The organism is Micromonospora sp. 050-3 (assembly GCF_046549335.1).
In the GTDB taxonomy this organism is placed as follows: Bacteria; Actinomycetota; Actinomycetes; order Mycobacteriales; family Micromonosporaceae; genus Micromonospora; species Micromonospora trifolii.
Map to the genome: position 1 here is coordinate 1,864,235 of NZ_JAJPVX010000002.1, position 21,938 is coordinate 1,886,172.

The 21,938-nt window shown below is 71.4% G+C and carries 18 protein-coding genes; 15 read left to right on the forward strand and 3 right to left on the reverse strand.

The genetic code is table 11. The features are described from left to right. The first annotated feature begins 142 nt into the window (after positions 1–142). Positions 143–5,158 carry a fibronectin type III domain-containing protein gene (locus ACLJOK_RS23645; RefSeq protein ID WP_410820819.1) on the forward strand — a complete coding sequence of 1,672 codons (5,016 nt, stop codon included), beginning with the start codon at positions 143–145 and terminating at the stop codon, positions 5,156–5,158. Here ACLJOK_RS23645 and ACLJOK_RS23650 read toward each other — a convergent pair. Then, complete coding sequence (locus ACLJOK_RS23650) at positions 5,122–5,265, reverse strand: hypothetical protein (protein ID WP_410820820.1); 144 nt, start codon at positions 5,263–5,265, stop codon at positions 5,122–5,124. The genes ACLJOK_RS23645 and ACLJOK_RS23650 overlap by 37 nt on opposite strands. A 93-nt stretch (positions 5,266–5,358) precedes the next feature. On the opposite strand from ACLJOK_RS23650, the gene ACLJOK_RS23655 reads away from it, so the two are divergent. The 3 genes from ACLJOK_RS23655 (at position 5,359) to ACLJOK_RS23665 (ending at position 8,853) form a co-directional block, all read left to right on the forward strand. Beyond that, positions 5,359–6,714 (forward strand): hemolysin family protein, encoded by a 1,356-nt coding sequence (locus ACLJOK_RS23655; RefSeq protein WP_410820821.1) that lies wholly within the window; start codon positions 5,359–5,361, stop codon positions 6,712–6,714. After that, complete coding sequence (locus ACLJOK_RS23660) at positions 6,711–7,775, forward strand: hemolysin family protein (RefSeq protein WP_410820822.1); 1,065 nt, start codon at positions 6,711–6,713, stop codon at positions 7,773–7,775. The genes ACLJOK_RS23655 and ACLJOK_RS23660 overlap by 4 nt, the downstream gene beginning before the upstream one ends. 148 nt (positions 7,776–7,923) lie before the next feature. Then, positions 7,924–8,853, forward strand: coding sequence for a sporulation protein (locus tag ACLJOK_RS23665; RefSeq protein ID WP_410820823.1), 930 nt, complete (start codon positions 7,924–7,926; stop codon positions 8,851–8,853). A gap of 8 nt (positions 8,854–8,861) precedes the next feature. On the opposite strand, the gene leuE is transcribed toward ACLJOK_RS23665, so the two are convergent. Continuing rightward, positions 8,862–9,533 (reverse strand): leucine efflux protein LeuE, encoded by a 672-nt coding sequence (gene leuE / locus ACLJOK_RS23670; protein ID WP_410821573.1) that lies wholly within the window; start codon positions 9,531–9,533, stop codon positions 8,862–8,864. Then, positions 9,533–10,777: a bifunctional pyridoxamine 5'-phosphate oxidase family protein/GNAT family N-acetyltransferase gene (locus ACLJOK_RS23675; RefSeq protein ID WP_410820824.1), complete on the reverse strand. Its 1,245-nt coding sequence runs from the start codon at positions 10,775–10,777 to the stop codon at positions 9,533–9,535. Before ACLJOK_RS23675 ends, leuE begins: the two co-directional genes overlap by 1 nt. Positions 10,778–10,813: 36 nt before the next feature. Here ACLJOK_RS23675 and ACLJOK_RS23680 point away from each other — a divergent pair, with 36 nt between their 5' ends. The 11 genes from ACLJOK_RS23680 (at position 10,814) to rny (ending at position 21,876) form a co-directional block, all read left to right on the forward strand. Continuing rightward, positions 10,814–12,154: an aminotransferase class I/II-fold pyridoxal phosphate-dependent enzyme gene (locus ACLJOK_RS23680; protein ID WP_410820825.1), complete on the forward strand. Its 1,341-nt coding sequence runs from the start codon at positions 10,814–10,816 to the stop codon at positions 12,152–12,154. A gap of 329 nt (positions 12,155–12,483) precedes the next feature. Then, a complete protein-coding gene (locus ACLJOK_RS23685; RefSeq protein WP_410820826.1) occupies positions 12,484–13,188 on the forward strand; it encodes a UdgX family uracil-DNA binding protein in 705 nt (234 codons plus the stop codon). 147 nt (positions 13,189–13,335) lie between these two features. Continuing rightward, the gene (locus tag ACLJOK_RS23690; RefSeq protein WP_410820827.1) at positions 13,336–14,940 is read left to right on the forward strand and encodes an FAD-dependent oxidoreductase; all 1,605 of its coding nucleotides are present in this window, start codon (positions 13,336–13,338) and stop codon (positions 14,938–14,940) included. A 111-nt stretch (positions 14,941–15,051) separates the two neighbouring features. Further along, positions 15,052–15,606, forward strand: a complete 555-nt coding sequence (locus tag ACLJOK_RS23695; RefSeq protein ID WP_410820828.1) for a hypothetical protein — start codon at positions 15,052–15,054, stop codon at positions 15,604–15,606. A gap of 100 nt (positions 15,607–15,706) precedes the next feature. Further along, positions 15,707–17,098 (forward strand): MFS transporter, encoded by a 1,392-nt coding sequence (locus tag ACLJOK_RS23700; protein ID WP_410820829.1) that lies wholly within the window; start codon positions 15,707–15,709, stop codon positions 17,096–17,098. A 5-nt stretch (positions 17,099–17,103) separates the two neighbouring features. Beyond that, entirely contained in the window at positions 17,104–17,304 is a 201-nt protein-coding gene (locus ACLJOK_RS23705) for a DUF3046 domain-containing protein (RefSeq protein WP_030489422.1), read from the forward strand. Positions 17,305–17,488: 184 nt separating this feature from the next. Continuing rightward, a complete protein-coding gene (gene recA, locus ACLJOK_RS23710; RefSeq protein WP_053656326.1) occupies positions 17,489–18,535 on the forward strand; it encodes a recombinase RecA in 1,047 nt (348 codons plus the stop codon). Positions 18,536–18,549: 14 nt separating this feature from the next. After that, positions 18,550–19,248 (forward strand): regulatory protein RecX, encoded by a 699-nt coding sequence (locus tag ACLJOK_RS23715; protein ID WP_410820830.1) that lies wholly within the window; start codon positions 18,550–18,552, stop codon positions 19,246–19,248. 57 nt (positions 19,249–19,305) lie between these two features. Then, positions 19,306–19,467 carry a hypothetical protein gene (locus ACLJOK_RS23720; protein WP_410820831.1) on the forward strand — a complete coding sequence of 54 codons (162 nt, stop codon included), beginning with the start codon at positions 19,306–19,308 and terminating at the stop codon, positions 19,465–19,467. A 7-nt stretch (positions 19,468–19,474) separates the two neighbouring features. Further along, the gene (locus tag ACLJOK_RS23725; RefSeq protein ID WP_410821574.1) at positions 19,475–19,552 is read left to right on the forward strand and encodes a hypothetical protein; all 78 of its coding nucleotides are present in this window, start codon (positions 19,475–19,477) and stop codon (positions 19,550–19,552) included. Positions 19,553–20,109: 557 nt separating this feature from the next. Beyond that, positions 20,110–21,876: a ribonuclease Y gene (rny, locus tag ACLJOK_RS23730; RefSeq protein ID WP_410820832.1), complete on the forward strand. Its 1,767-nt coding sequence runs from the start codon at positions 20,110–20,112 to the stop codon at positions 21,874–21,876. Positions 21,877–21,938 lie beyond the last annotated feature (62 nt).

The window sequence follows — 21,938 nt, forward strand, 5'->3', positions numbered from 1 at the left end:
CACCGATCCGACCGCGCCCTGCGATTAGCACACACTCCTGTTCCATCTCTAGATGTACAGGTATCTATCGCCTCGCCCGAACGCCTCTTGCTGCTACGAATCGACCGCTGTGACGATGTGCGCATCACAACGGGAGACACAAATGAAGAGAACTTCGCGGGCCCGGACCCGTGTCGCTGTCGCACTCGTCGGTGCGGTGACCCTCGGCCTGCTGGTCGGCGTGCCGCCCGGGCCCGCCGCCGCAGCCCTGCCCGCGGGCGGGATGACGGCCGCCGCACTCAACACCGAATTCAACTCGTACGGCGACACCGGCGGCAAGTGGACGAGTGGAGACAGCACCGTCTCAATCCCGTTGCCTGACGGCCGTGACGCCTGGCTCTTCTCGGACAGCCTGATCGGCACCGTCAACGCGGACCACACTCTGCCGAAGAACACCCCGATGGTGAACAACTCCATCGTCGTGCAGGACGGATCCGACCTGGTCCAGACAGTGCACGGCGGCTCGGCCGCCGCACCCGCCTCGCTCGTCCGCCCGACCGATGGCAGCGCCGACAAGTACTGGGTCGGCGACGGCACGGTCGAGAGTGGGGTGCTGCGGGTGGTCTACCAGCGGATGAAGACGACGGGCGCCGGGCCGCTGGACTTCGCCCAACTGGACAGCGCCGTGGTCACCTTCGACCTGCCGGCGCTCACCGTGCGGAGCATCGTGGACCGGGGCTACGGCAACAGGATCGCCTGGGGTTCAGCGGTGCTCGAGGACGGCGCGTTCACCTACGTCTACGGGGCCGAGTCCGTCGGCCAGATGCGCTTCGCCCACGTCGCCCGGGTACCGGCCGGCGGACTCTCCGGCGCCTGGCAGTTCTGGACCGGCAGCGGCTGGTCCAGTGCCCAGGGCGATTCCGCTCGGGTGCTGTCCGGCGTTGGTGCCGGTTTCGGCATGCAGAAGGTGGGCAGCGACTACGTTCTGGTCACCCAGGAGAACAACCTGACCTTCTCGGCCGACTTCGTGGCCTACACCGCCAGCTCGCCCACCGGGCCCTTCGCCGGTCCGGTGCCGTTGTTCACCGCCCCGGAACCGGCCTCCATCCCGGGCAGCATCGTGTACGACTCCCGCGTGCACCCGGAGTTGGCACGCGCCGGGAAGCTGTTGGTGTCGTACAACGTCAACAGTCTGGTCGCGGACGCCGTCTACGGCGACGTGAGCACCTACCGGCCCCGGTTCGTCGAGGTCGACTGGCCCCGGCCCACGCCCGATCCGGCCGCGGTGCCCGCCGCGCCCACCGCACTGACGGCGCAGGCCGACAGCAGCGGCAGTGTCAGCCTGCGCTGGCAGGCGCCCGCCGGCACCGGCCTGACGTACGAGGTCCACCAGCGGGACGTGACGGCGGGGCAGACCCACCTCGCGCGGGTCTCCACCGGGATCACCGGGAGTTCCACCGAGCTGAGTGTGTTCTACGAAACCGGCCACACCTACGAGTTCCGGGTCGCGGCCCGCAACACCGCCGGGGCCGGACCGCTCTCCGCCCCCGCCACGGTGGCCGTCACCATCGGAGTGCCCGCGTCGCCGACCGGTCTGGTCGCGGCCGCCGTCGACGGGGGTGTCATCACGCTCAACTGGAACACCGTTCCGTACGTCTGGCGGTACGAGGTCTACCGGCGTGACGTCACCGCCGGCGAAACCGAGGCCACCCGACAGTGGGACTCCTCCCCGCAGGACACCACCCTCTCGCTGAACGGCCTGGAGAACGGCCATCAGTACGCGTTCCAGGTGGTGGCAGTGCACGGCGGCGGCGAGTCGCCACGCTCGGCCGAGGTGACCGCGACGGCGTTCCACAGCAGACCGCCGACGCCCACCGGGCTGACCGCCACCACCCAGACCACCGGCGACATCAAACTCCAGTGGACGCACGCCAACAACACCGACTGGTTCTACGTCTACCAACGCGACGTGACCGCCGGCGAGACGGACTTCACCAGGCTGGAGTGGCCGGTCGACACCTGCTGCACGATGACCGCGGGCGGCCTGGCGGACGGGCACACCTACGAGTACAAGGTCACCGCCCTCGGCAAGGGCGGCGAGTCGGCGCAGTCCGGGGTGGCGGCGGCGACGGCGCAGCGACCCCTTCCCGCCACCCCCACCGGCCTGGCCGCGGCCGCGCAGGCGGACGGCAGCATCAAGCTCACCTGGCAGCAGTCGCAGCCCGATGTCTGGTTCCAGGTGTACCAGCGCGACGTCACTGCCGGCGAGATGAGTTTCACCAGGCTGGAGTGGCCGGTGACCGCCTGCTGCACGATGACCGCCGGCGGTCTTGTCGACGGGCACACCTACGAGTACAAGGTCAGCGCGCTCGGCGCCGCCGGTGAGTCATCGACGTCCGCCGTCGCCTCCGCGACCGCGGACGTCGCGGCACCCGCCGCCCCGACCAACCTGCGGGCCACGGCCGGAGACGGCCAGGCGGCGTTGACCTGGGACGGTGCTGCCGACAACTGGCACCTGGTGTACGTGCGGGACGTGACGGCCGGGGAGACGGCGTTCAGCCCGCTCGAGTTGCCGGTCACCACCTGTTGCACGATGACGGCCGGTTATCTCACCAACGGCCATCGCTACGAGTTCAAGGTGACCGCCAACGGGTCAGGCGGGGAGGGTGCGGCGAGCAACGTCGTCGCGGTGACGCCGACGGCCCCGCTGCCAGCGGCCCCCAGCGCACTGACCGCGACGTCCCAGGCCGACGGCACCATCAAGCTGGCCTGGACGGCTGCGGCCCCGGATCTGTGGTACCAGGTCTACCAGCGGGACGTGACCGCCGGGGACGCCGCCTTCACCAAGCTCGCCGCCCCGGTCACCACCTGCTGCACGATGACCGCCGGCTACCTCACCAACGGCCACTCGTACGAGTTCAAGATCGCCGCGATCGGCTCCGGTGGTGAGGGCCCCACCGGAAACGTGGTGTCCGCGACGAGCAGCCAGCCCCGTCCGGCCGCGCCGACAAACCTGCGCGGTCAACCGGCCGGGTCCGGCACCATCGAGCTGAACTGGGACGCACCGGCGCCCAGCCTCCTGTACTGGGTCTACCAGCGCGATGTCACCGCCGGGCAGGCCACCTTCACCAAGTCCGCCCTGCCCAGCAGCACGACCTCGGCAACCCGGGGCTACCTGGCCGACGGCCATGTCTACGAGTTCAAGGTGACCGGTGAGAGTCAGGGCGGGGAGGGCTCCGCCTCGGCGACCGTCCGGGTCACCGCCGTGGGCGGGGTGCCGCAGGCGCCGAGTGGGCTGACGGCCACCGCCGGCGACGGCAAGGTGACCCTCAACTGGACCGCCAGCCCGACCGGCGGTTCCTGGTACCAGGTCTACCTGCGCAACGCGAGCGCCGGCCAATCGTGGCAGAAGCTGGCCAGTCCGGTCACCACCTGCTGCACGATGACCGCTGGTTACCTCAGCAACGGCGATGTCTACGAGTTCAAGGTCACCACCATCAACGGCGCCGGTGAGTCCACGCCGACGTCCGTGGCCAGCGCCAAGCCCCTGCCGCCGGCACCGGCCGCACCGTCCGGCCTCACCGCCACCGCGGGGGACGGGAAGGTCGTCCTGGGCTGGACGGCAAGCCCGACCGGGGGCGTCTACTACGACGTCTACCTCCGCGACGTGACCGCGGGGCAGTCCTGGCAGAAGGTCGGGCTGCCGGCGACCTGCTGCACGATGACCGCGGGCTACCTCGCCAACGGCCACCGCTACGAGTTCAAGGTGGCAGCCAGCAACATGGCCGGTCAGTCGGCGACCAGCAACGTCGCGGCGGCGACCCCGCTCCCGCCGTTCCCCCAGGCACCGTCCGGCCTGACCGCCAGTGCCGGCGACGGCAAGGTGACGCTGAGATGGACGGCCAGCGCCACGGCGAAGGTGTACTACCTCGTGGAGTACCGGGTCTCCGGCGCGGCGAACTGGACCCGGTTGAAGTTGCCGGTCACCCAGTGCTGCACCTTCGTTGCCGGTTACCTCGGCAACGGCACGACCTACGACTTCCGGGTGCGCGCCACCAACCAGGCGGGGGACAGTTCTCCGAGCAACACCGCGTCGGCCCGGCCCATGCCGCCGTTCCCGCAGGCGCCGTCGGGGCTGAGCGCGTCGGCCGGGGACGGCAAGGTGACGTTGACGTGGAGCAGGAGCTCGACGGCGAACGTCTACTACCTGGTCGAGTACAAGACCAGCAGCTCGTCGACCTGGACCAGGGTCAAGGTGCCGATCACCTCGTGCTGCACCTTCGTCGCCGGCTACCTGGGCAACGGCACCACGTACAACTTCCGGGTACGGGCGACGAACATGTCCGGTGACAGCGCGCCGAGCAACGTCGCCTCGGCCAAACCCATGCCGCCCTTTCCCATGGCCGTGTCGTATGTCTCAGCCAGCTCCAACGGGGTCAGCCAGGTGAACCTGAGCTGGACCAGGAGCAGCACCGCCGGGGTGCTCTACTGGATGGAGTACCGGACCGCCGGGGATCCGTACTGGATTCGTCTGCCGCTGCCCGCCTCGGGCACCTCCGCCTCCCTGAAGTACGGATTCTCGGACGGCGAGGTGCACGAATTCCGCGTGGTCGCCTTCAACATGTCCGGGGAGAGCGCCAGATCCCCGAATGCCGAGGCGGTCGTCGAACGGTCCGAGTACGCGAGGACCCGCGGCGGAAACGACCTCAATGGCAGCAACTACGTCGCCACCCGGGTATTGGGGGGCGGAAGCTGGTGTGACCCGGGCCTCGGCTCGCGGGTGTGCTACGGCACCTCTCCCGCGGGAGATCAACCGGCAACCGTCGGAGACTACTTCTTCTACGGTGGAAGCGAGAGTTCGTACCGGGCCCGCCTGAGGTGCGAGGCGTACAAGCGGGCGAACATCCGTTACGACTATGGCCGGAGCTATGCCGACAGCAGGGGCCCGGATCTCCCAAGGCACGAGGTGATCCATTCCGACGCGTACTCGAGGTACTTGTCCGCGGGCAATTTCCTCGCGGACTACGCGATCCAGTCGGGCTACTCGAAACTGAAAACCGGCACCCCCTACCTGGAAAACAGGTTCGAGAAGGACGCCAATCTCTACTGGGGCGGATACATCCACTGGGGGGTGGGTCGTCACTACAGCGGCCCCTCGGGGTGCAACTGGTTGTACTGACACCGCATCGACCAGGCAGCCGGCCCCGGACGCAGTTCGGGGCCGGCTGCCCGCATCGCCACCATCTCCCAGCGGGCCTCCAGCCGGGGCGGATAAAATGACGGCATGATCGACTCCTCTGCCCAGGAGGGCAGCAGTAGCCAGCCGGGTCGTGCCCGGCATATCCCCGTACCGACGACCCCGGGAGCCCTGAGCGACCCGTGTTGATCGTCGTTGGTCTCCTTCTGATCATCTTGCTCACCGCCGCCACCGGTTACTTCGTGGCGCAGGAGTTCGGCTATGTCGCCGTGGACCGGGGCAAGCTGCGCCAGCTCGCCGATGACGGCGACCAGGCCGCCGTCCGGGCCCTGACCGTCACCAGCCGGCTCTCCTTCGTGCTTTCCGGTGCCCAACTGGGCATCACCGTCACCGCGCTGCTGGTCGGTTACGTCGCCGAGCCGTACCTGGGCGGTGGCCTCGCCGACCTGCTCGGCGTGGCGGGCGTCAGCGAGGCGGTCAGCCTGCCGCTGTCGGTGGCGTTGGCCCTGGTCATCGCCACCGTTGTGCAGATGGTCCTCGGTGAGCTGGCCCCGAAGAACCTGGCCATCGCCCGGGCCGTGCAACTGGCCCGGGCGCTGAGCCGCTCCACTCTGATCTACCTGGCCGTCGCCGGGCCGCTGATCCGGCTCTTCGACCGGGCATCGGTCCGGCTGCTGCGCCGCATCGGCATCGAGCCGATCGAGGAGCTGCCCAGCGGCGCCACCCCGGCGGACCTGGAACAGATCATCGCCGAGTCCCGCGAGGAGGGCAGCCTCGACGCCGAGATGTCCACGCTGCTCGACCGAGGTCTGGACTTCCGCGAGCTGACCGCCGGCGAGGCCATGGTTCCGCGCGTCGACGTGCACACCGTCCGGGCGCACGAACCGGTGAGTCGGGTGGTCGAGCTGCTGGACACCGGTCACTCCCGCTTCCCGGTACGGGGTGCGGAGGGCGTCGACGACCTGCTCGGCATCGTCGGCATCGCCGACGTGCTCGGCGTACCCCCGGGGGAGCGGGCCACCACCCCGGTGAGCGCGGTGGCCGGGCCGCCGCTGCTCGTGCCGGAGACGTTGCCCCTGCCCACGGTGCTCGACCGGTTGCGGTCCGGGCACCGGCAGATGGCGTGCGTGGTCGACGAGTACGGCGGCTTCGCCGGCGTCATCACGCTGGAGGACATCGCCGAGGAACTGGTCGGCCCGATCCGCGACGAGGACGACCCACCGGAGCGGGCACCGGCCCGGCAGGACGACGGGTCCTGGGTGGTGCCGGCCCGCTGGCGGATCGACGAGGTCGCCGACAGCACCGGCATCGCCCTGCCCGAGGCCCCCGAGTACGACACCCTGTCCGGGTTGGTGATGCGGGAGCTGGGCCGGGTGCCGGAGGTCGGTGACCGGCTGGAGATCAGCCTGCAACCCGAGGGGGCGGACGGCGAGGACAACGAGGCGGAGCCCCGGGCACTGGTCGAGGTGCTGGCCGTGGACCGACACGTGGCCGACTCGGTGCGGTTGCAGCTGACCAAGCCGGGGGTGAGCGCGTGAGCCCCGGGATCGCACTGTTCAGTTCGGTGATCCTGCTGGCGCTGAACGGGTTCTTCGTGGCCGCCGAGTTCGCCCTGGTGGCCAGCAAGCGCTACCGCCTGGAGCAGGCGGCGGCGAACGGTGGTCGGGCGGCACGCGCCGCGCTGGATGGCGTCCGCGAGCTGTCGCTGATGCTGGCCGGCGCGCAGCTCGGCATCACGCTGTGCACACTGGGTCTCGGCGCGCTGGCCGAGCCGGCGATCGAGCACCTGCTCAGCCCTCTGCTGCACGCGGTGGGCCTGCCGGACGCGGCCAGTCACCTCGTCGCCCTGGTCTTCGCCCTCGGGGTGGTGACCTTCCTGCACCTGGTGGTGGGGGAGATGGCACCGAAGTCGTGGGCGATCACCGACGCGGAGCGCTCGGCGACGCTGCTCGCGTTGCCGTTCCGCGCCTTCGCCCGGGTCTCCCGGCCGGTGCTCTCCGCGCTGAACGCCCTGGCCAACGCGATCCTGCGGCTGGTGGGCGTCAACCAGCAGGACCAGCTCGCCCAGGTGCACGGGCCGGACGAGCTGCGGATCCTGCTGGAGCAGTCCCGCGAGCACGGGCTGCTCGGTGCCGAGCAGCACCAACTGCTGACCAGCATGCTGGAGTTGCAGGGCACGTCGGTGGCGCAGGTGATGGAACCGTTCGCCACCATGGTCACCGTCCGCCGGGACGACCCGGCCGGGCGGATCGAGGAGGTCAGCCGGGACAGCGGCCGATCCCGGCTCGCGGTGCTCGACGAGGCGGGTGACGTGTGCGGGCTCGTGCACGTCCGGGAGGCGGTACGGGTGGTCACCACCGGCCGGGTCGCCACCGCCGGGCAGCTGATGACGCCCGCGTTCACACTGCCCGCCACGTCCTCGGTCACCGAGGCGGTGGCGGCGATGCGGGCCCGGCAGTCGCAGCTCGCGTTGGTCCGCAACGGCGGTGGCCCGGCCCGGCCGATCGGCTTCGTGGCCCTGGAAGACCTCCTGGAGGAGGTCATCGGGGAGTTCGACGACGAGACCGACACGGTCCCGCGCGGGCGTCGGTTGCGCTGACCTGCCGACCCGGCCGCACACACGAAGTGCGGCCGGGTCAGCGCTCGGCCTGGCGGCGCTGCTCGACGCGGGCGGGCGTGAGCCGACCCCGACCGGGTAGGCGCGCCTGGTGGGGCCGGCGGGGCCCCGTCCCGGGAGGGGGCGCGCGGTGCGGCTGACGGGAGTGTCCCCGGAGTCCGGTCGGACCGGGCTCTCCGTGCAGACCACGCTGCCCAATCCGAGCACCAGGCCGGGCCTGCGCCTGCCGGGGCGGGTGACCCTCGCGGCCGGCCCGGAGGACGTGCTGGTGCGGCACATCCGGCTCGGCCTCGTCACCACTGTCGAACCGGACGACCCGAACGAGGCCCGACGTCTCGTGCAGTTCCATCACCTGCCGATCGCCGGCCGGTTCGTCGTACCGGCAGGCCGGCGGCGGGCTGTCGACTTCGCGTTCCCGCTGCCCTGGGAGACCCCGGTGACCACCTTCGGTGGGGTGCCGCTGCTGAGCCTGCGCATGGGCCTGCGGACCGAGGTGTCGCTCGACCCCGACCGTGACCAGGCGGCCATGGTGCCGGTCTTCGTGCATCCGATCCCCACCCAGCAGCACGTGCTGGCGGCGCTGGACACGCTGGGCTTCATGATCCGCCAGTCCGGGTTGCAGGAGGGCGGGTTGCCGGGGGTTGAGCACACCCTGCCGTTGCACCAGCGCTGGGGCTACTGGGTGGGGCCGCTCTACGCCGGCCCGATCACCGAGCTGGAGGTGATCTTCGTGACCAACTCGGCGGGCCTGGAGGCCATCCTCTGGATGGACCGCCGGCTGGCGCTGGCCGGAATCACCCACCAGAGCATCAGCCGGTTCCGGATCTGGCACGAGGACGCGGACCGACGCGACTGGGTCGCCACGGTGGACGGCTGGATCCGCCAGGCGATCAACCGGCATGCCGCAGCGGCCGCCCACGCCGACTGGTCCGCGCAGATCACCGGGTCGGCCCACGTCAGCCGCCATCCCGACGAGCCGGTCCAGTCCGGCTACGGCCTCGGCGGCACCGCCGGCGGCGCCGGTGTAGGAGGCGGCGGCTCCGGCGGCGACGGAACCTGACCCGGGGGTCAGCCGGCGCTGGCGGTGGCTAGCTTGAGGCTGAAGGCTAGGAACAGGGCGGCCACGGCGGTGGTGCCACCGGCGGCCAGGCGACGGCGTTGCCGGAACTGGGCGGCCAGGAAGGTGCCCGCGAAGATCAAAGCGGTCAGGTAGAGCGCGCTGGTCACCTGCGCGATCAGCCCGAGCAGCAGGAACGACAGCGCCGGCCAGGCGTAACCGGGGTCGACGAACTGGATGAAGAACGAGATGAAGAACAGGATCGCCTTCGGGTTCAGCAGGCTGATCACCAGCGCCTTGCGGAACGGGCTGCGCATCGCCGCCGGCTCCGCGGCGTCGATGAGCCGCGGCGTGCTCGGGTCGTTGCGGTCGCGCCAGCGCCGCACGGCGCCCAGCAACATGGTCACCCCGACATAACCGAGGTACGCGGCACCTACGTACTTGATCACCATGAACAGCGGCGGGTACGCCTTGAGCAGCGATGCCACCCCGGCGGCGGAGAGAAACATCAGCACCCCGTCGCCGACGAACACGCCACCGGCGGCCCGGTAGCCGACCGCGACGCCCCGTTTGGCCGCGGTGGAGAGCACGAAGAGTGAGTTCGGCCCGGGCAGCAGGATGATGGCCACGGTGCCCAGCACGTACGTCCAGATGTCGTTGATCCCCAGCACGCCCGCCATCATCACGCCACCGGTGCCGTCCGCAGAAGTCTTTCCCGCAGCCTGGCCTGTGCGTTCGGCCACTCGTCGACGGTCATCGCGTACTGCACGGTGTCCCGCCAGGAGCCGTCCGGGCGTTGCCGGTGCATCCGCAGCACCCCTTCCCGGGTCGCGCCGAGCCGTTCGATGGCCGCCTGGGAGCGAACGTTGCGGATGTCGGTGTGCCAGGCGACCCGTACCGCGCCCAGGTCGTCGAAGGCCCGGCTGAGCAGCAGCAACTTCGCCTCGGTGTTGATCCCGGTACGCCACCAGGGCCGGCCGAGGAAGGTGTGTCCGATGGCCACCGCCCGCCGCTCCGGGTCGATGTCGTAGTAGGACGTGCTGCCCACCACCGCCCCGGTTGCCGCGCAGCGCTGCACCCAGGCCACCCGCTCGCCCCGGTGCTGGGCGGCCAGGGCGGTGCCGATCACCTCGGCGGTCTCGGCGGGCGCGGTGGGCGGCGCGACGCTGAGGTGCCGCCACACCTCCGGGTCCGCGGTGGCGGCGTGCAACTCGTCGGCGTGCGCCAACTCCAGCGGCTCCAGCCGAACGTGCTCGCCGTGCAGCGACGCCGGGTCGTGCCAGGGCGTGCGGGGCATGCGCAGGTACGCCGGCAGCGGCGCGGTGACCCCGGCGTCCGGCTCGGGTGCGCCGGCGGTCAGTCGCAGTGGCAGCACGCCGGCCCAGTGCGGCAGGCCCAGGTCGGCCTCGTCCTCGCGGACCCCGCCGCTACGGGCCCGGACGGACACCTCGCGCAGTGGCAGCGCCAGTACGGCCGTCTCGGCCAATTCGCGACGGCTGGGCGGACGGGTGGCGGTGCTGCGTCCCGCGCCGACCTTCTCGACCAGCGCGGTGAGCATGGCGAGCTTCTCCCGCTCGTCGGTGACCAGTCGGGCGGTGCCGTGTGCGACGACCGAGCGGTAGTTGGCGCTGTGGTGGAACTGGGAGCGGGCGTAGACCAGCCCGTCGAGCAGTGTCACCGCGACGCAGACCGGCAACCCGTCGTCGCCCCGGGCGGCGAGCAGCGGCCGACTCCCGGTGGAGCCGTGCAGGTAGAGGGTGTCGCCGATGCGGACGTGCAGGGTGGGCAGCACCCGTGGCTGGCCGTCGACGGTGAAGCTGAGCGCGCAGTCGTACGCCTCGTCGAGCACTGCGTGCGCGGCGGCCCGGTCGTAGCTCATCTTGTCGCGGGAGCGGTGGGGTGTGGTCCGGGCGGTGGGTGGATACATGCGCTCGCCCCTTTGTTCTAGTACAATCTCTTATTTGTGTCAGCACACTATCAGCTCACCGGTACGACGGCCGTCGAGATTTCGGCCAGCATCGAGTCGGGCATCCGTACCGGCGCCCTCTCACCGGGGGCCGCCCTGCCACCCGTGCGGGCACTCGCCGCCGAATTGGGGGTCAGCCCCGCCACCGTCGCCCGCGCCTACCAGGAGCTCCGCCAGCGCGGCCTGCTCGCCACCGCCGGTCGCCACGGCACCCGGGTGCGCCCGCGCCCGCCGGTTGCCGCCCGCCGCTCCGCGCTGCGCCCTCCACCGTTGCCCGGCGCCCGAGACCTGTCCCGGGGTGAACCCGACCCCCGGCTGCTTCCCCCGCTGGGCCCGCACCTGGCGGCGCTCGCCGCCGACGACGGCCCGCCGGTCGGCTACTCCGATGCCGGAGTGCTGCCCGAACTGGCCGAGGCGGCCCGCGCCCGGCTGCGCGCCGACGGCGTCCCGGCCGGGGAGTTGACGCTCACCGGCGGCGCGCTGGACGGCATCGAGCGGCTGCTCGGCGCCCACCTGCGCCCTGGCGACGCGGTGGCGGTCGAGGACCCGGGCTGGGCCAACCTGCTCGACCTGGTCGCCGCGCTGGGCCTGCGCCCGATCGGTGTGCCGCTGGACGACGAGGGGCCGCTGGTCGCCGGGGTGGCCGCGGCGCTCGCCGCTGGAGCGCGGGCGCTGATCATTACCAGCCGGGCGCAGAATCCGACCGGTGCCGCCGTCTCCGAGGAGCGCGCGGAGGCGTTGCGGGCGCTGCTCGCCGGCCGGCGGGACCTGCTGCTGATCGAGGACGACCACGCTGCCGAACTGGCCCGCGTAGGCCTGCACCCGCTCGCCGGCGCGACAGCGAGTTGGGCCTTCCTCCGCTCGGTGAGCAAGCCCTTCGGCCCGGACCTGCGGCTGGCGGTGCTGGTCGGCGACGAGACGACGGTCGCCCGAGTTAGCGGCCGTACCCGGGTCGGCGCCGGCTGGGTCTCCACTGTGCTGCAACGCCTGGTGCTCGCCCTGTGGCGGGACCCGGCGGTCACCGAGTTGGTGCAGCGGGCGGCGCAGAGCTACGAGCAACGGCGCGAAGGGCTGCTCGCCGCGCTGGCCGAGCACGGCCTGAGCGCACACGGTCGCAGCGGCATCAACGTCTGGCTGCCGGTCGCGGACGAGACCAGCACTGTGACCGCGCTCCGCGACGCCGGCTGGGCGGTGGCCCCCGGCGCGCTCTACCGGATCGCCGCCCCGCCCGCCCTGCGCATCACCGTCAGCTCCCTGGACACCGCCGACCTGGCCCCGCTGGCCGCCGCCCTGGCCCACGCCGAGAACCCACCCCCCTCCCGAGGCTTCCCCACCTAACCCCACCCCACCCCGCCCTCGCGATCTTGCGGTTGGTGTTGGCGAAATGTCGGACCTGTGCATGTTGGCCCGGGCAGAAAGTGCGAGATCGCGGGGATTCGGGACGGCCGGGACGGGTATGCGGGCGCCCGGAGGTGGGGGACATGGCTTCTGGTGGGGCTCGTAAGGGGATCTGGATCGCGGTGGCGGTGGCGATCATCATCATCGTCATCGTGCTGATCGCGATCGCGTCCGGCGGCGACGGGGGCGGCAACGGGTACTGACGCGAAGCGGCCGGAGCACCGGGGCGTATCCGGCGGCGAGCATCGAACGGGTATATAACAGTCGGCATGGCCGAGCAGACCGGGAGCGCTCCGGGCGCCCAGCGGTTCATCCCGTCCGACGCCGACACCATCGACGACCTGCGCACCGCTGCCGGCGGCTGCCGGGGTTGCGAGCTGTACCGGGACGCCTCGCAGACGGTCTTCGGCCGGGGTGACGAGAGCGCCCGCGTGGTGCTGGTCGGCGAGCAGCCCGGTGACATGGAGGACCAGAAGGGGCTGCCCTTCGTCGGCCCGGCCGGGCGCCTGCTGCGCCGCGCCGTCGACGACGCCGGGCTGGACCCGGGCCACCTCTACCTCACAAATGCCGTAAAGCACTTTCGTTTTGAGCTGCGTGGCAAGCGGCGGATCCACCAGACCCCGGACCAGGCGCACATCACCGCCTGCCGCCCCTGGTTGGTCGCCGAGTTCGCCCGGCTGCGTCCGGAGGTCGTAGTGGTGCTCGGCGCGACCGCCGCCAAGGCGCTGCTCGGTCCGTCCTTCCGGGTCACCCGGCAGCGGGGTGAGCTGCTGCCCTGGCCGGAGTCGGCCCAACACCCCGCGGACTTCGAGCAGGTGCCGGTGGACAACGCCGGAAAGCGGGCCGACGCGCCGCAGGCTCGGCTGCTGGCCACCATCCACCCGTCCGCCGTCCTGCGGGCCGACGACCAGGACAAGGCGTACGAGGGCCTGGTCGCCGACCTCACCGTCGTCACCCGCGCCCTACCGGGCTAGCCGGCGACCGCAACCGCCCCGATCCGAGCCGGCCAAATTCCGGCCGGGTCGCGCGGCGAGGTGATACCCGCCGGAAACGGCGACGCGGGCACTGCGTAACAGATCCTCTGCAGACTCATGCGAGTCGATCTTGTAGGGGAGGCCGTTATGAGCGATCAGACGACGTCGATGGTCAGCCGGCGTGGGTTCCTGCGTACGGTCGGAGTCAGCGGTGGTGCCGGAGCGATGCTCGCCACGATGGGCGCCATGGGGCTGGCTCCCAGCGCGGCGGCGTCGGTCACCCCGGCATTCCGGCCGCCGGAGCGGTCAGACTTCACTCTCACTGGGCGGTCGGGCGCCAGCGTGGTCGTTCTCGGCGGCGGCATCGCCGGGCTCACCACGGCGTACGAGTTGGGCAAGGCGGGCTACCACTGCACCATCCTTGAGGCGCGGCACCGCGTCGGTGGACGGAATCTGACCATTCGGGGCGGCGACGTCGAGACCGACCTCGACGGACGCACCCAGCGGGCCAGCTTCTCCGACGGGGTCTACTTCAACGCCGGGCCGGGCCGCATTGCACAGTGGATGGTCACGATGGACTACTGCCGCGAACTCGGCGTACCCATCGAGGTCTTCACCAACCAGAACGCCGACGCCTGGATCTACAACGAGTCCGCCGGGATGACCGAGCCGGTCCGGTACCGCACCGCCAAGGCCGACGTGTACGGCTACGTCTCGGAACTGCTCGCGAAGGCCACCGACCAGGGCGCGCTGGACGCCCGGCTCACCACCGAGGACCGTGACCGGCTGCTGTCGTTCCTGCAGAGCTTCGGTGCGATCGGCGGTCGGACCAGCGACTGGGCGTACACCGGCACCAACCGTCGCGGCTATCTCACCTATCCGGGCGCGGGCAACGACGTGGGGAGCCCGCTCGGTACGCCGCCGGCGCTCTCCGACGTGTTCGCCAGCAACATCGGCAGGTACTTCTCCTTCGAGTTCGGCTACGACCAGGCCATGCTGATGTTCCAGCCGGTCGGCGGGATGGACCAGATCCCCCGAGCCCTGGCCCGGGCGGTGGGCCCGCACCGGATCCGACTCAACGCCGAGGTGACCGCGGTGACCGACCGGGGCAGTCGGGTGGAGGTGACCTACCGGCAGGGTGGCCGGCAGTCGCAGATCACCGCCGACTACTGCGTGGCGGCGCTACCGCCGCACCTGATGGCCCGCGTCCCGCACAATCTCGGCACGGCGGTGACAGCGGCCCTGGCCGACTTCCCGGTCACCGCCTCCGGAAAGATCGGCCTGGAATACCGCAGCCGCTGGTGGGAGACCGATCAGCGGATCTACGGCGGCATCACCGAGACCGACCTGGACCTGTCGCACATCTGGTACCCGTCCTACGGCTTCCACGGGAAGCGCGGCCTGGTCGTCGGCTACTACAACACCGGGGCGAACGCCAGGACATACAGCGGGCTCACGCCGGAGCAGCGCAGCGAGCGCGCGATCAGCCAGGGTGTGAAGATCCACGGTGACAAGTACCGCAGCGAGCTGGTCAGCTCGTACTCCCACGCCTGGGACCGTACCCGTTACATCGAGGGCGCCTGGACGTCACCCCGGTACGGCACGGCCGGCTACAACCTGCTGCTCCAGCCGGCCGGGCGGGTCTACTTCGCCGGGGACTGGCTCAGCCACGAGGTGGCCTGGCAGCACGGGGCGTTCGTGGCGGCGCGTTCGGCGGTTTCCGCGCTGCACCAGCGGGTGATGGCGGGCTGACCGACCCAGCCGTACGCCGTCCAGATCTTGGACAGTTTCCGTTCGCGCGGAACGGAAACTGTCCAAGATTGACAGTGCGTCGCGGATCGTGCTGGTGGGTAACGGGTGTCGATGGACGTTGACAACGAGGAGCGTCGCGCCGGAGCGGCCGCCGGGCGTCGCGGGAGAGGGAAGCGATTCTTCGAGCGGGCGCCCGGCTTGCAGCTCATGGCCGTCTACTGGGTGCCGATGACAGTGCTCATCGGGCTGCCGGTGCGCTGGCTCTTCGACCGACAGGAATCACTTGACGAAGCCGTGCTGGGTGCCGCGCTGAACGCCGTCTCGATCGGCCCCGCGCTCTACCTGAGCCGGCGGATGGCGGGCCAGCAGAGTGCCCGGCGGGATCCCGAGGGGTACGCGCTGCGCGAGGCGATGCGTACCGGCACCGTGCCCGAGGACGACGCGGTACGGGCCGACCTGCCCGGCTACCTCGCCGGACAGCGGCGGGCCACCTGGGCGGCGCTGCTGTCCATCCTGGGCATCTCCCTCGGGCTGATCCTGCTCGCTCTCGTCGCCGCCGACAACGAGGGCTTCGCTGTGCTCTTCGGCGTGGTCGCCGCCGTCAGTGTGGCCGTCGCCGCGCTCACCCTCACCCATATCCGCCGGCTGGCATCACGGGCACGATAGGCGTGGACCGCGTCGGCGGCGACTCCGTTCCGGCAAAACCCACTGCCGGGCGTTGGTGCGGGTGCGCGAGGATGAGGCACCCCTTCCGACAGGAGCGCCGATGGCGACCAACCTGACCGCGCCGCGTACCGCCGCCCGACCCGACGTCGCGTCGATCCAGCGGCGTACCCTGCGGCTGCTCTTCACCACCCAGATCATCGGCGGGATCGGCGTGACCATCGGCATCGCCGTGGGCGCGCTGCTCGCGGCACGGATCGCCGGGACCGCGGTGGCCGGTGTCGCGCAGAGCGCCGGGGTGGTCGGTGCCGCGCTGCTCGCCGTACCGGTCACCCGGATCATGGCGCGGCACGGTCGCCGGCCGGGCCTGGTGCTGGCGTACGCGGTCGGCGCCGTCGGCGGCCTGCTGGTGGTGCTGGCCGCTGCCACCCGCTGGGTGCCGCTGCTCTTCCTCGGCATGCTGCTCTTCGGCGGGGGCACCGCCGCGAACCTCCAGGCCCGCTACACGGCGGTGGATCTCGCCGAGCCGGCCCGCCGGGGGCGGCAGCTCTCCCTGATCGTCTGGGCCACCACCATCGGTGCGGTGGCCGCGCCGAACTTCGCCGCGCTGGCCGACCGGGTCACCACCGGCTGGGGATTGCCCCCGCTGGCCGGCCCGTTCGCGTTCAGCGCGGCCGCGTTCGTGCTGGCTGCCGTCGTACTCCTCGGGTTGCTCCGCCCCGACCCGCTGCTCACCGCGCGGCGGCTCGCGGCGGCCGACGCGCCGGCCGCCGATCTGCCGCCGGCCGCCGACGCGACGGCGACCGCGGTGGCGGCCGAGGCGCCGGTGGCAGGTGGCGGTGCGACGCCGGCCGCCGCGCCGGTCACGGTGCGCGCGCCGCGCGGCGCCGGGATGCGTGCGGCCTGGTCGGTGGTACGCGGGCAGCCCGCCGCCCGACTCGGGATCGCCGCCGTGGCGGTGGGTCATCTGGTGATGGTGGCGGTGATGGCGATGACTCCGGTGCGGCTCGGTGAGTCGCACGCCGACGCCGACGTGTTGCGGCTGGTCGGCATCGTGCTGAGTCTGCACATCGCCGGCATGTACGCGTTCTCCCCGGTGGTCGGTTGGCTCACCGACCGGCTCGGTCGACGGGCGGTGATCCTCGGTGGGGTCGGGCTGCTGCTGGCCGCCTGTGCTGTCGCCGGCACCGCCGGGCACCACACGCCCCGGCTCTCGGTCGGTCTGGTCCTGCTCGGGTTGGGTTGGTCGGGGACGATGGTGGCCGGCTCGACCCTGCTGTCCGAGTCGGTGTCGGCCGAGGTGCGGCCGAGCGTCCAGGGGCTGTCCGACCTGATCATGGGGCTGGCCGGGGCCGGGGCCGCCGTGGTCAGCGGGTTTGTCATGCAGTTCGCCGGATATCCCGTGCTCACCCTGCTCGCGGCGGTCGCGGCGGCGCCCCTGGTGGCGCTAGCGTTGCGCCCGGTGCCGACCGGGGCACCGGACGAGGAGGGCTGATCACTGTGCGGCTGACCGATTTCTGGACGCGGTTGGACGAGGCGTTCGGGCCCGGCTACGCGGCCAGCATCGCCCGCGATCAGGTGCTGTCCCAGCTCGGCGGGCGGACCATCGAACAGGCCCTGGCATCGGGGGAGCAGACGCACGTGGTGTGGCGGGCGGTTTGTGCCGCGTACCCCGACCGGGTGCCCGCCCGACTACGCTGAGCAGCCTTTTCGCCGGTCCCGCGTGTCACTTGTCGAGTCGTACACCTGTTCGGCTATTGTCCACAGCGGGGTGCTCGTCCACAGCTCGCGGCCCGTCGGCTGGTTTTCTGTCGGACCTAGCGCCTAGCGTGTCCGCGTGACGCGAAGCTCAGCAAAGACGCCGGCGAAGGCAGGGGTGGCAGCCATGGCAGCAGGGCCTGACCGGGAGAAGGCACTCGACCTTGCTCTCGCTCAGATTGACAAGCAATTCGGCAAGGGCTCGGTGATGCGGCTGGGTGACCGGCCGGTCGTCCAGACCGCAATCATTCCGACCGGCTCCATCGCTCTCGACGTGGCCCTCGGCATTGGTGGCCTGCCCCGTGGCCGGGTGGTCGAGATCTACGGCCCCGAGTCCAGCGGTAAGACCACCGTGGCGCTGCACTCGGTGGCCAGTGCCCAGCGACTCGGCGGCATCGCCGCCTTCATCGACGCCGAGCACGCGCTCGACCCGGAGTACGCGAAGGCCCTCGGTGTCGACACCGACGCGATGCTGGTCTCGCAGCCGGACACCGGCGAGCAGGCGCTGGAGATCGCGGACATGCTGATCCGCTCCGGCGCGATCGACATCATCGTGATCGACTCGGTGGCGGCCCTGGTGCCGCGCGCCGAGATCGAGGGTGAGATGGGCGACAGCCACGTGGGCCTCCAGGCCCGGCTGATGAGCCAGGCGCTCCGGAAGATCACCGGTGTGCTCAGCAACACCGGCACCACGGCGATCTTCATCAACCAGCTGCGGGAAAAGATCGGCGTCATGTTCGGCAGCCCGGAGACCACCACCGGTGGTCGGGCGCTGAAGTTCTACGCCTCGGTCCGGCTCGACGTGCGACGCATCGAGAGCCTCAAGGACGGCACCGACGTGGTCGGTAACCGCACCCGGGTCAAGGTCGTGAAGAACAAGGTCGCCGCGCCGTTCAAGCAGGCCGAGTTCGACATCATGTACGGCAAGGGCATCTCGCGTGAGGGCTCGCTGATCGACGTCGGTGTGGAGCAGGCGATCATCCGCAAGTCCGGAGCGTGGTACACGTACGACGGCGACCAGCTCGGCCAGGGCAAGGAGAAGGCCCGGGAGTTCCTGAAGGAAAACCCGGACGTGGCCGCCGAGATCGAGAAGAAGATCCTGGAGAAGCTCGGCGTCGGGGTCGGCGCGGGTGACGCCGCCGGTGGCCCGGAGCTGCCGCCGGTCGACTTCTGACCGGTCGCTGACCCATGGCAGGACGACGCGCTCGTACGGGGCGGGGCTGGGATGCCAGTCCGCCTCGTACGGGCGACGCCACCGATCCGCCGCGCCCTCGGCGAGGCCGCCGGGGTCGGTCCGAGGAGGCCGACGCCGTCGAGTCTCCGGCGCCTCCGCGCGACGAGTCCGAGGTGGCCCGGGAGATCTGTCTGCGCCAGCTTGCCGTCCGGCCCCGCACCCGGGCCGAGCTGGCCGGGGCGTTGGCCAAGCGGGGCATCTCCGAGGAGGTCTCGGCCGAGGTCCTCGACCGGTACGACGAGGTCGGCATCATCGATGACGCCGCGTTCGCCCGGGCCTGGGTGTCCAGCCGGCACGCCGGGCGCGGCCTGGCTCGCCGGGCGCTCGCCAACGAGTTGCGCCGCAAGGGCGTGGACGGCGAGGTGGCCACCGAGGCGCTGGGTGAGCTGGACGAGGAGACCGAGGCGGACACCGCCCGTGGCCTGGTGGAGCGCAAGCTACGCACCGCCCGAGGTGAGCCGGACGCGGTCTTCCGCCGGCTGGTGGGCATGCTGGCCCGCAAGGGCTACCCGCCTGGCGTGGCCATCCGGGCGGTGAAGGACGCGCTCGCCGCGCAGAGCGCCGAGGCGGCCGAGTTCGCCGAGCAGATCGACGCCGACGCGCTCGCCGACGCCGAGGGCGAGTTGGAGCGCGACAACCGTCTGGTCGAGTGAGCGGTCCGCTGCGACTCCCGATGGAGGTGCGGGCGCGGGCGGGTTCTGGTCGAGTGCATGGCCGAGGATGTGGCGGTCGCGTTGGCCGACGCCTCCCGGATTCTCACCGCGCTGCCGGCGGGCGCGCCGTCGGTGCTGCTGCACGCCGAGGGTCCGGCGACCTGGCCGGTCCTCGCCGAGGCGGTAACGCCGGGGCCTGGACACCCGGATCGGGCTTGAGGACACAGTGTGGCTGCCGGACGGCTCACCCGCCGCGGACAACGCGGCGCTGGTTGCGGCGGCCGTGGCGGTCGGAGCCAGCTGACGTCTGGATTAGACGGATCGGTCACACCTCACTCGTCGTCGCCCCCGTCTGACAACCGCCTGGGCGGCCGCTGAGCAGGCCCGACACGTCCAGTGGGCAGCACACCTCGCGGAGTTTGTCCCCTCCTGTCCGGCGTGACATCAGCGCGCGGTGACGGCTCAACTTCTCTCCGTTCGGGGGGTTTGATCATGAGTCCTTGACCAGAGCACCCCCGGCGACCTAGCCTCGCCATACAGGCTCACATTGCCCGACCAGCGCAGGCTAAGCGCACAACATAGATCGCGTAACAGAACAGCATCACTTTGGCCGACTCCGCGGCCTTTGGCGGCAGTCCCGGACAGGCCGGTCCGGAACGCTGCGACAACTGCACCCGGTCGCCGACGCTGCCCCATGGGCACCGCCGGCGGAGAAAGCTACCCACGGCCAGCCGCTCCGGTCGGGCGTCCACAGCCGCAGGAGTGTGCCCCCGGCACGGTCGCTGCGGTCTCGACGTTAGGGGAGGCGGCCATGGCGGGGCGGCGGCACAGGTTCATCGGTAGACCCGACGGGGTCCCGGTATGAACGCGTTCGACGTCGTGCTCCTCGCGGCCGTCCTCGTCCTCGCGGTGGTGGTGATCGGGGCCGTGCTGGTCGGCATCCGGACGATGCGCCGGATGGGTGCCGCGCCGGCTCCGGAGGATCCCGCCTTCATCGCCGAGAAGGACCGCCAGGAGCAGTCCCTCGCTGCGCTGCGGACCGCGGCCGACGAGGCGAACAGCACTATCGACGTGGCAAAGTCCGCGGCCGCCGCAGCCCGTACCGAGGCGGCGGCGGCGAAGGCCGAGGCGAAGGCGGCCCGCGCCGAGGCGCGTCGGGTCCTCGACGACGCCCGGGCCGAGGCGGACACCGTTCTGGAGCGTGCCCACAAGCAGGCCGAGGCGGACGCCGAGCAGTTGCGGACGGCAGCCCGGCGCAGCGGCGAGCGGGAGGTCGCGGTGCTCGCCGCCACCACCCGGGAGCAGGCCGCCGAGGTGGAACGTCGGGCAGCTCGGATGGACGAGCGGGAGCGGATGCACACCGAGGAGGTGGAGCGGTTCGCGGAGCGGGAGCGGCAGCTCACCGCCGCGAAGGCCGCCCTCGCCGCCCGGGAGGCCGCGCTCGCCCAGCGGGAGGCCGAGCTGACCGAGTCGGAGGAACTGCGCCGCCGGGAGCTGGAGCGGGTCGCCGGGCTCACCGCCGACTCCGCCCGACTGGAACTGGTCGACGCCATCGAGACGCAGGCCAAGCGGGAAGCGGCGCTGCTCGTGCGGGACATCGAGTCCGACGCGCGTAACACGGCCGAGCAGCGCGCCCGGCACATCGTGGTGGACGCGATCCAGCGGGTCGCCAGCGAGCAGACCGCGGAGAGCGTGGTCAGCGTCCTGCACCTGCCCGGTGACGAGATGAAGGGGCGGATCATCGGCCGGGAGGGGCGCAACATCCGCGCCTTCGAGTCGGTGACCGGCGTCAACCTGATCATCGACGACACCCCCGAGGCGGTGCTGCTCTCCTGCTTCGACCCGGTCCGTCGGGAGGTGGGCCGGGTGACCCTGGAGAAGCTGGTCCTGGACGGGCGCATCCACCCGCACCGGATCGAGGAGGTCTACGACCTGGCCCGGCAGGAGGTGGAGCAGCTCTGTCTGCGCGCCGCCGAGGACGCCCTGGTCGAGGTCGGCATCACCGAGATCCACCCGGAGTTGGTGACCCTGCTCGGCCGGTTGCGCTACCGCACCTCGTACGGGCAGAACGTGCTCAAGCACCTGGTCGAGACCGCCCACATCGCCGGCATCATGGCCGCCGAGCTGCGGTTGGACGTGCCCATCATCAAACGGTCGGCGTTCCTGCACGACATCGGCAAGGCGCTCACCCACGAGGTGGAGGGCAGCCACGCCATCATCGGCGCGGATCTGGCCCGCAAGTATGGCGAGCACGAGGACGTGGTGCACGCCATCGAGGCCCACCACAACGAGGTGCCGCCGCAGACCATCGAGGCCGTGCTCACCCAGGCCTCCGACGCCTGCTCGGGTGGTCGGCCAGGCGCGCGCCGGGAGAGCCTGGAGGCGTACGTCAAGCGGCTGGAGCGGATCGAGGAGATCGCCGCCGGCAAGCTCGGCGTGGACAAGGTCTTCGCCATGCAGGCCGGCCGGGAGATCCGGGTGATGGTCAAGCCGGACGACGTGGACGACATCGGGGCGGCAGTGCTGGCCCGCGACGTGGCCAAGCAGATCGAGGAAGAGCTGACCTACCCGGGTCAGATCCGGGTCACGGTGGTCCGCGAGTCCCGGGTCACCGAGATCGCCCGCTGAGTCGGACCGGCAGCGCTCGCCGCGCGGACACTGGCAGATGACCGAAGGCCGCCCCGAATTGC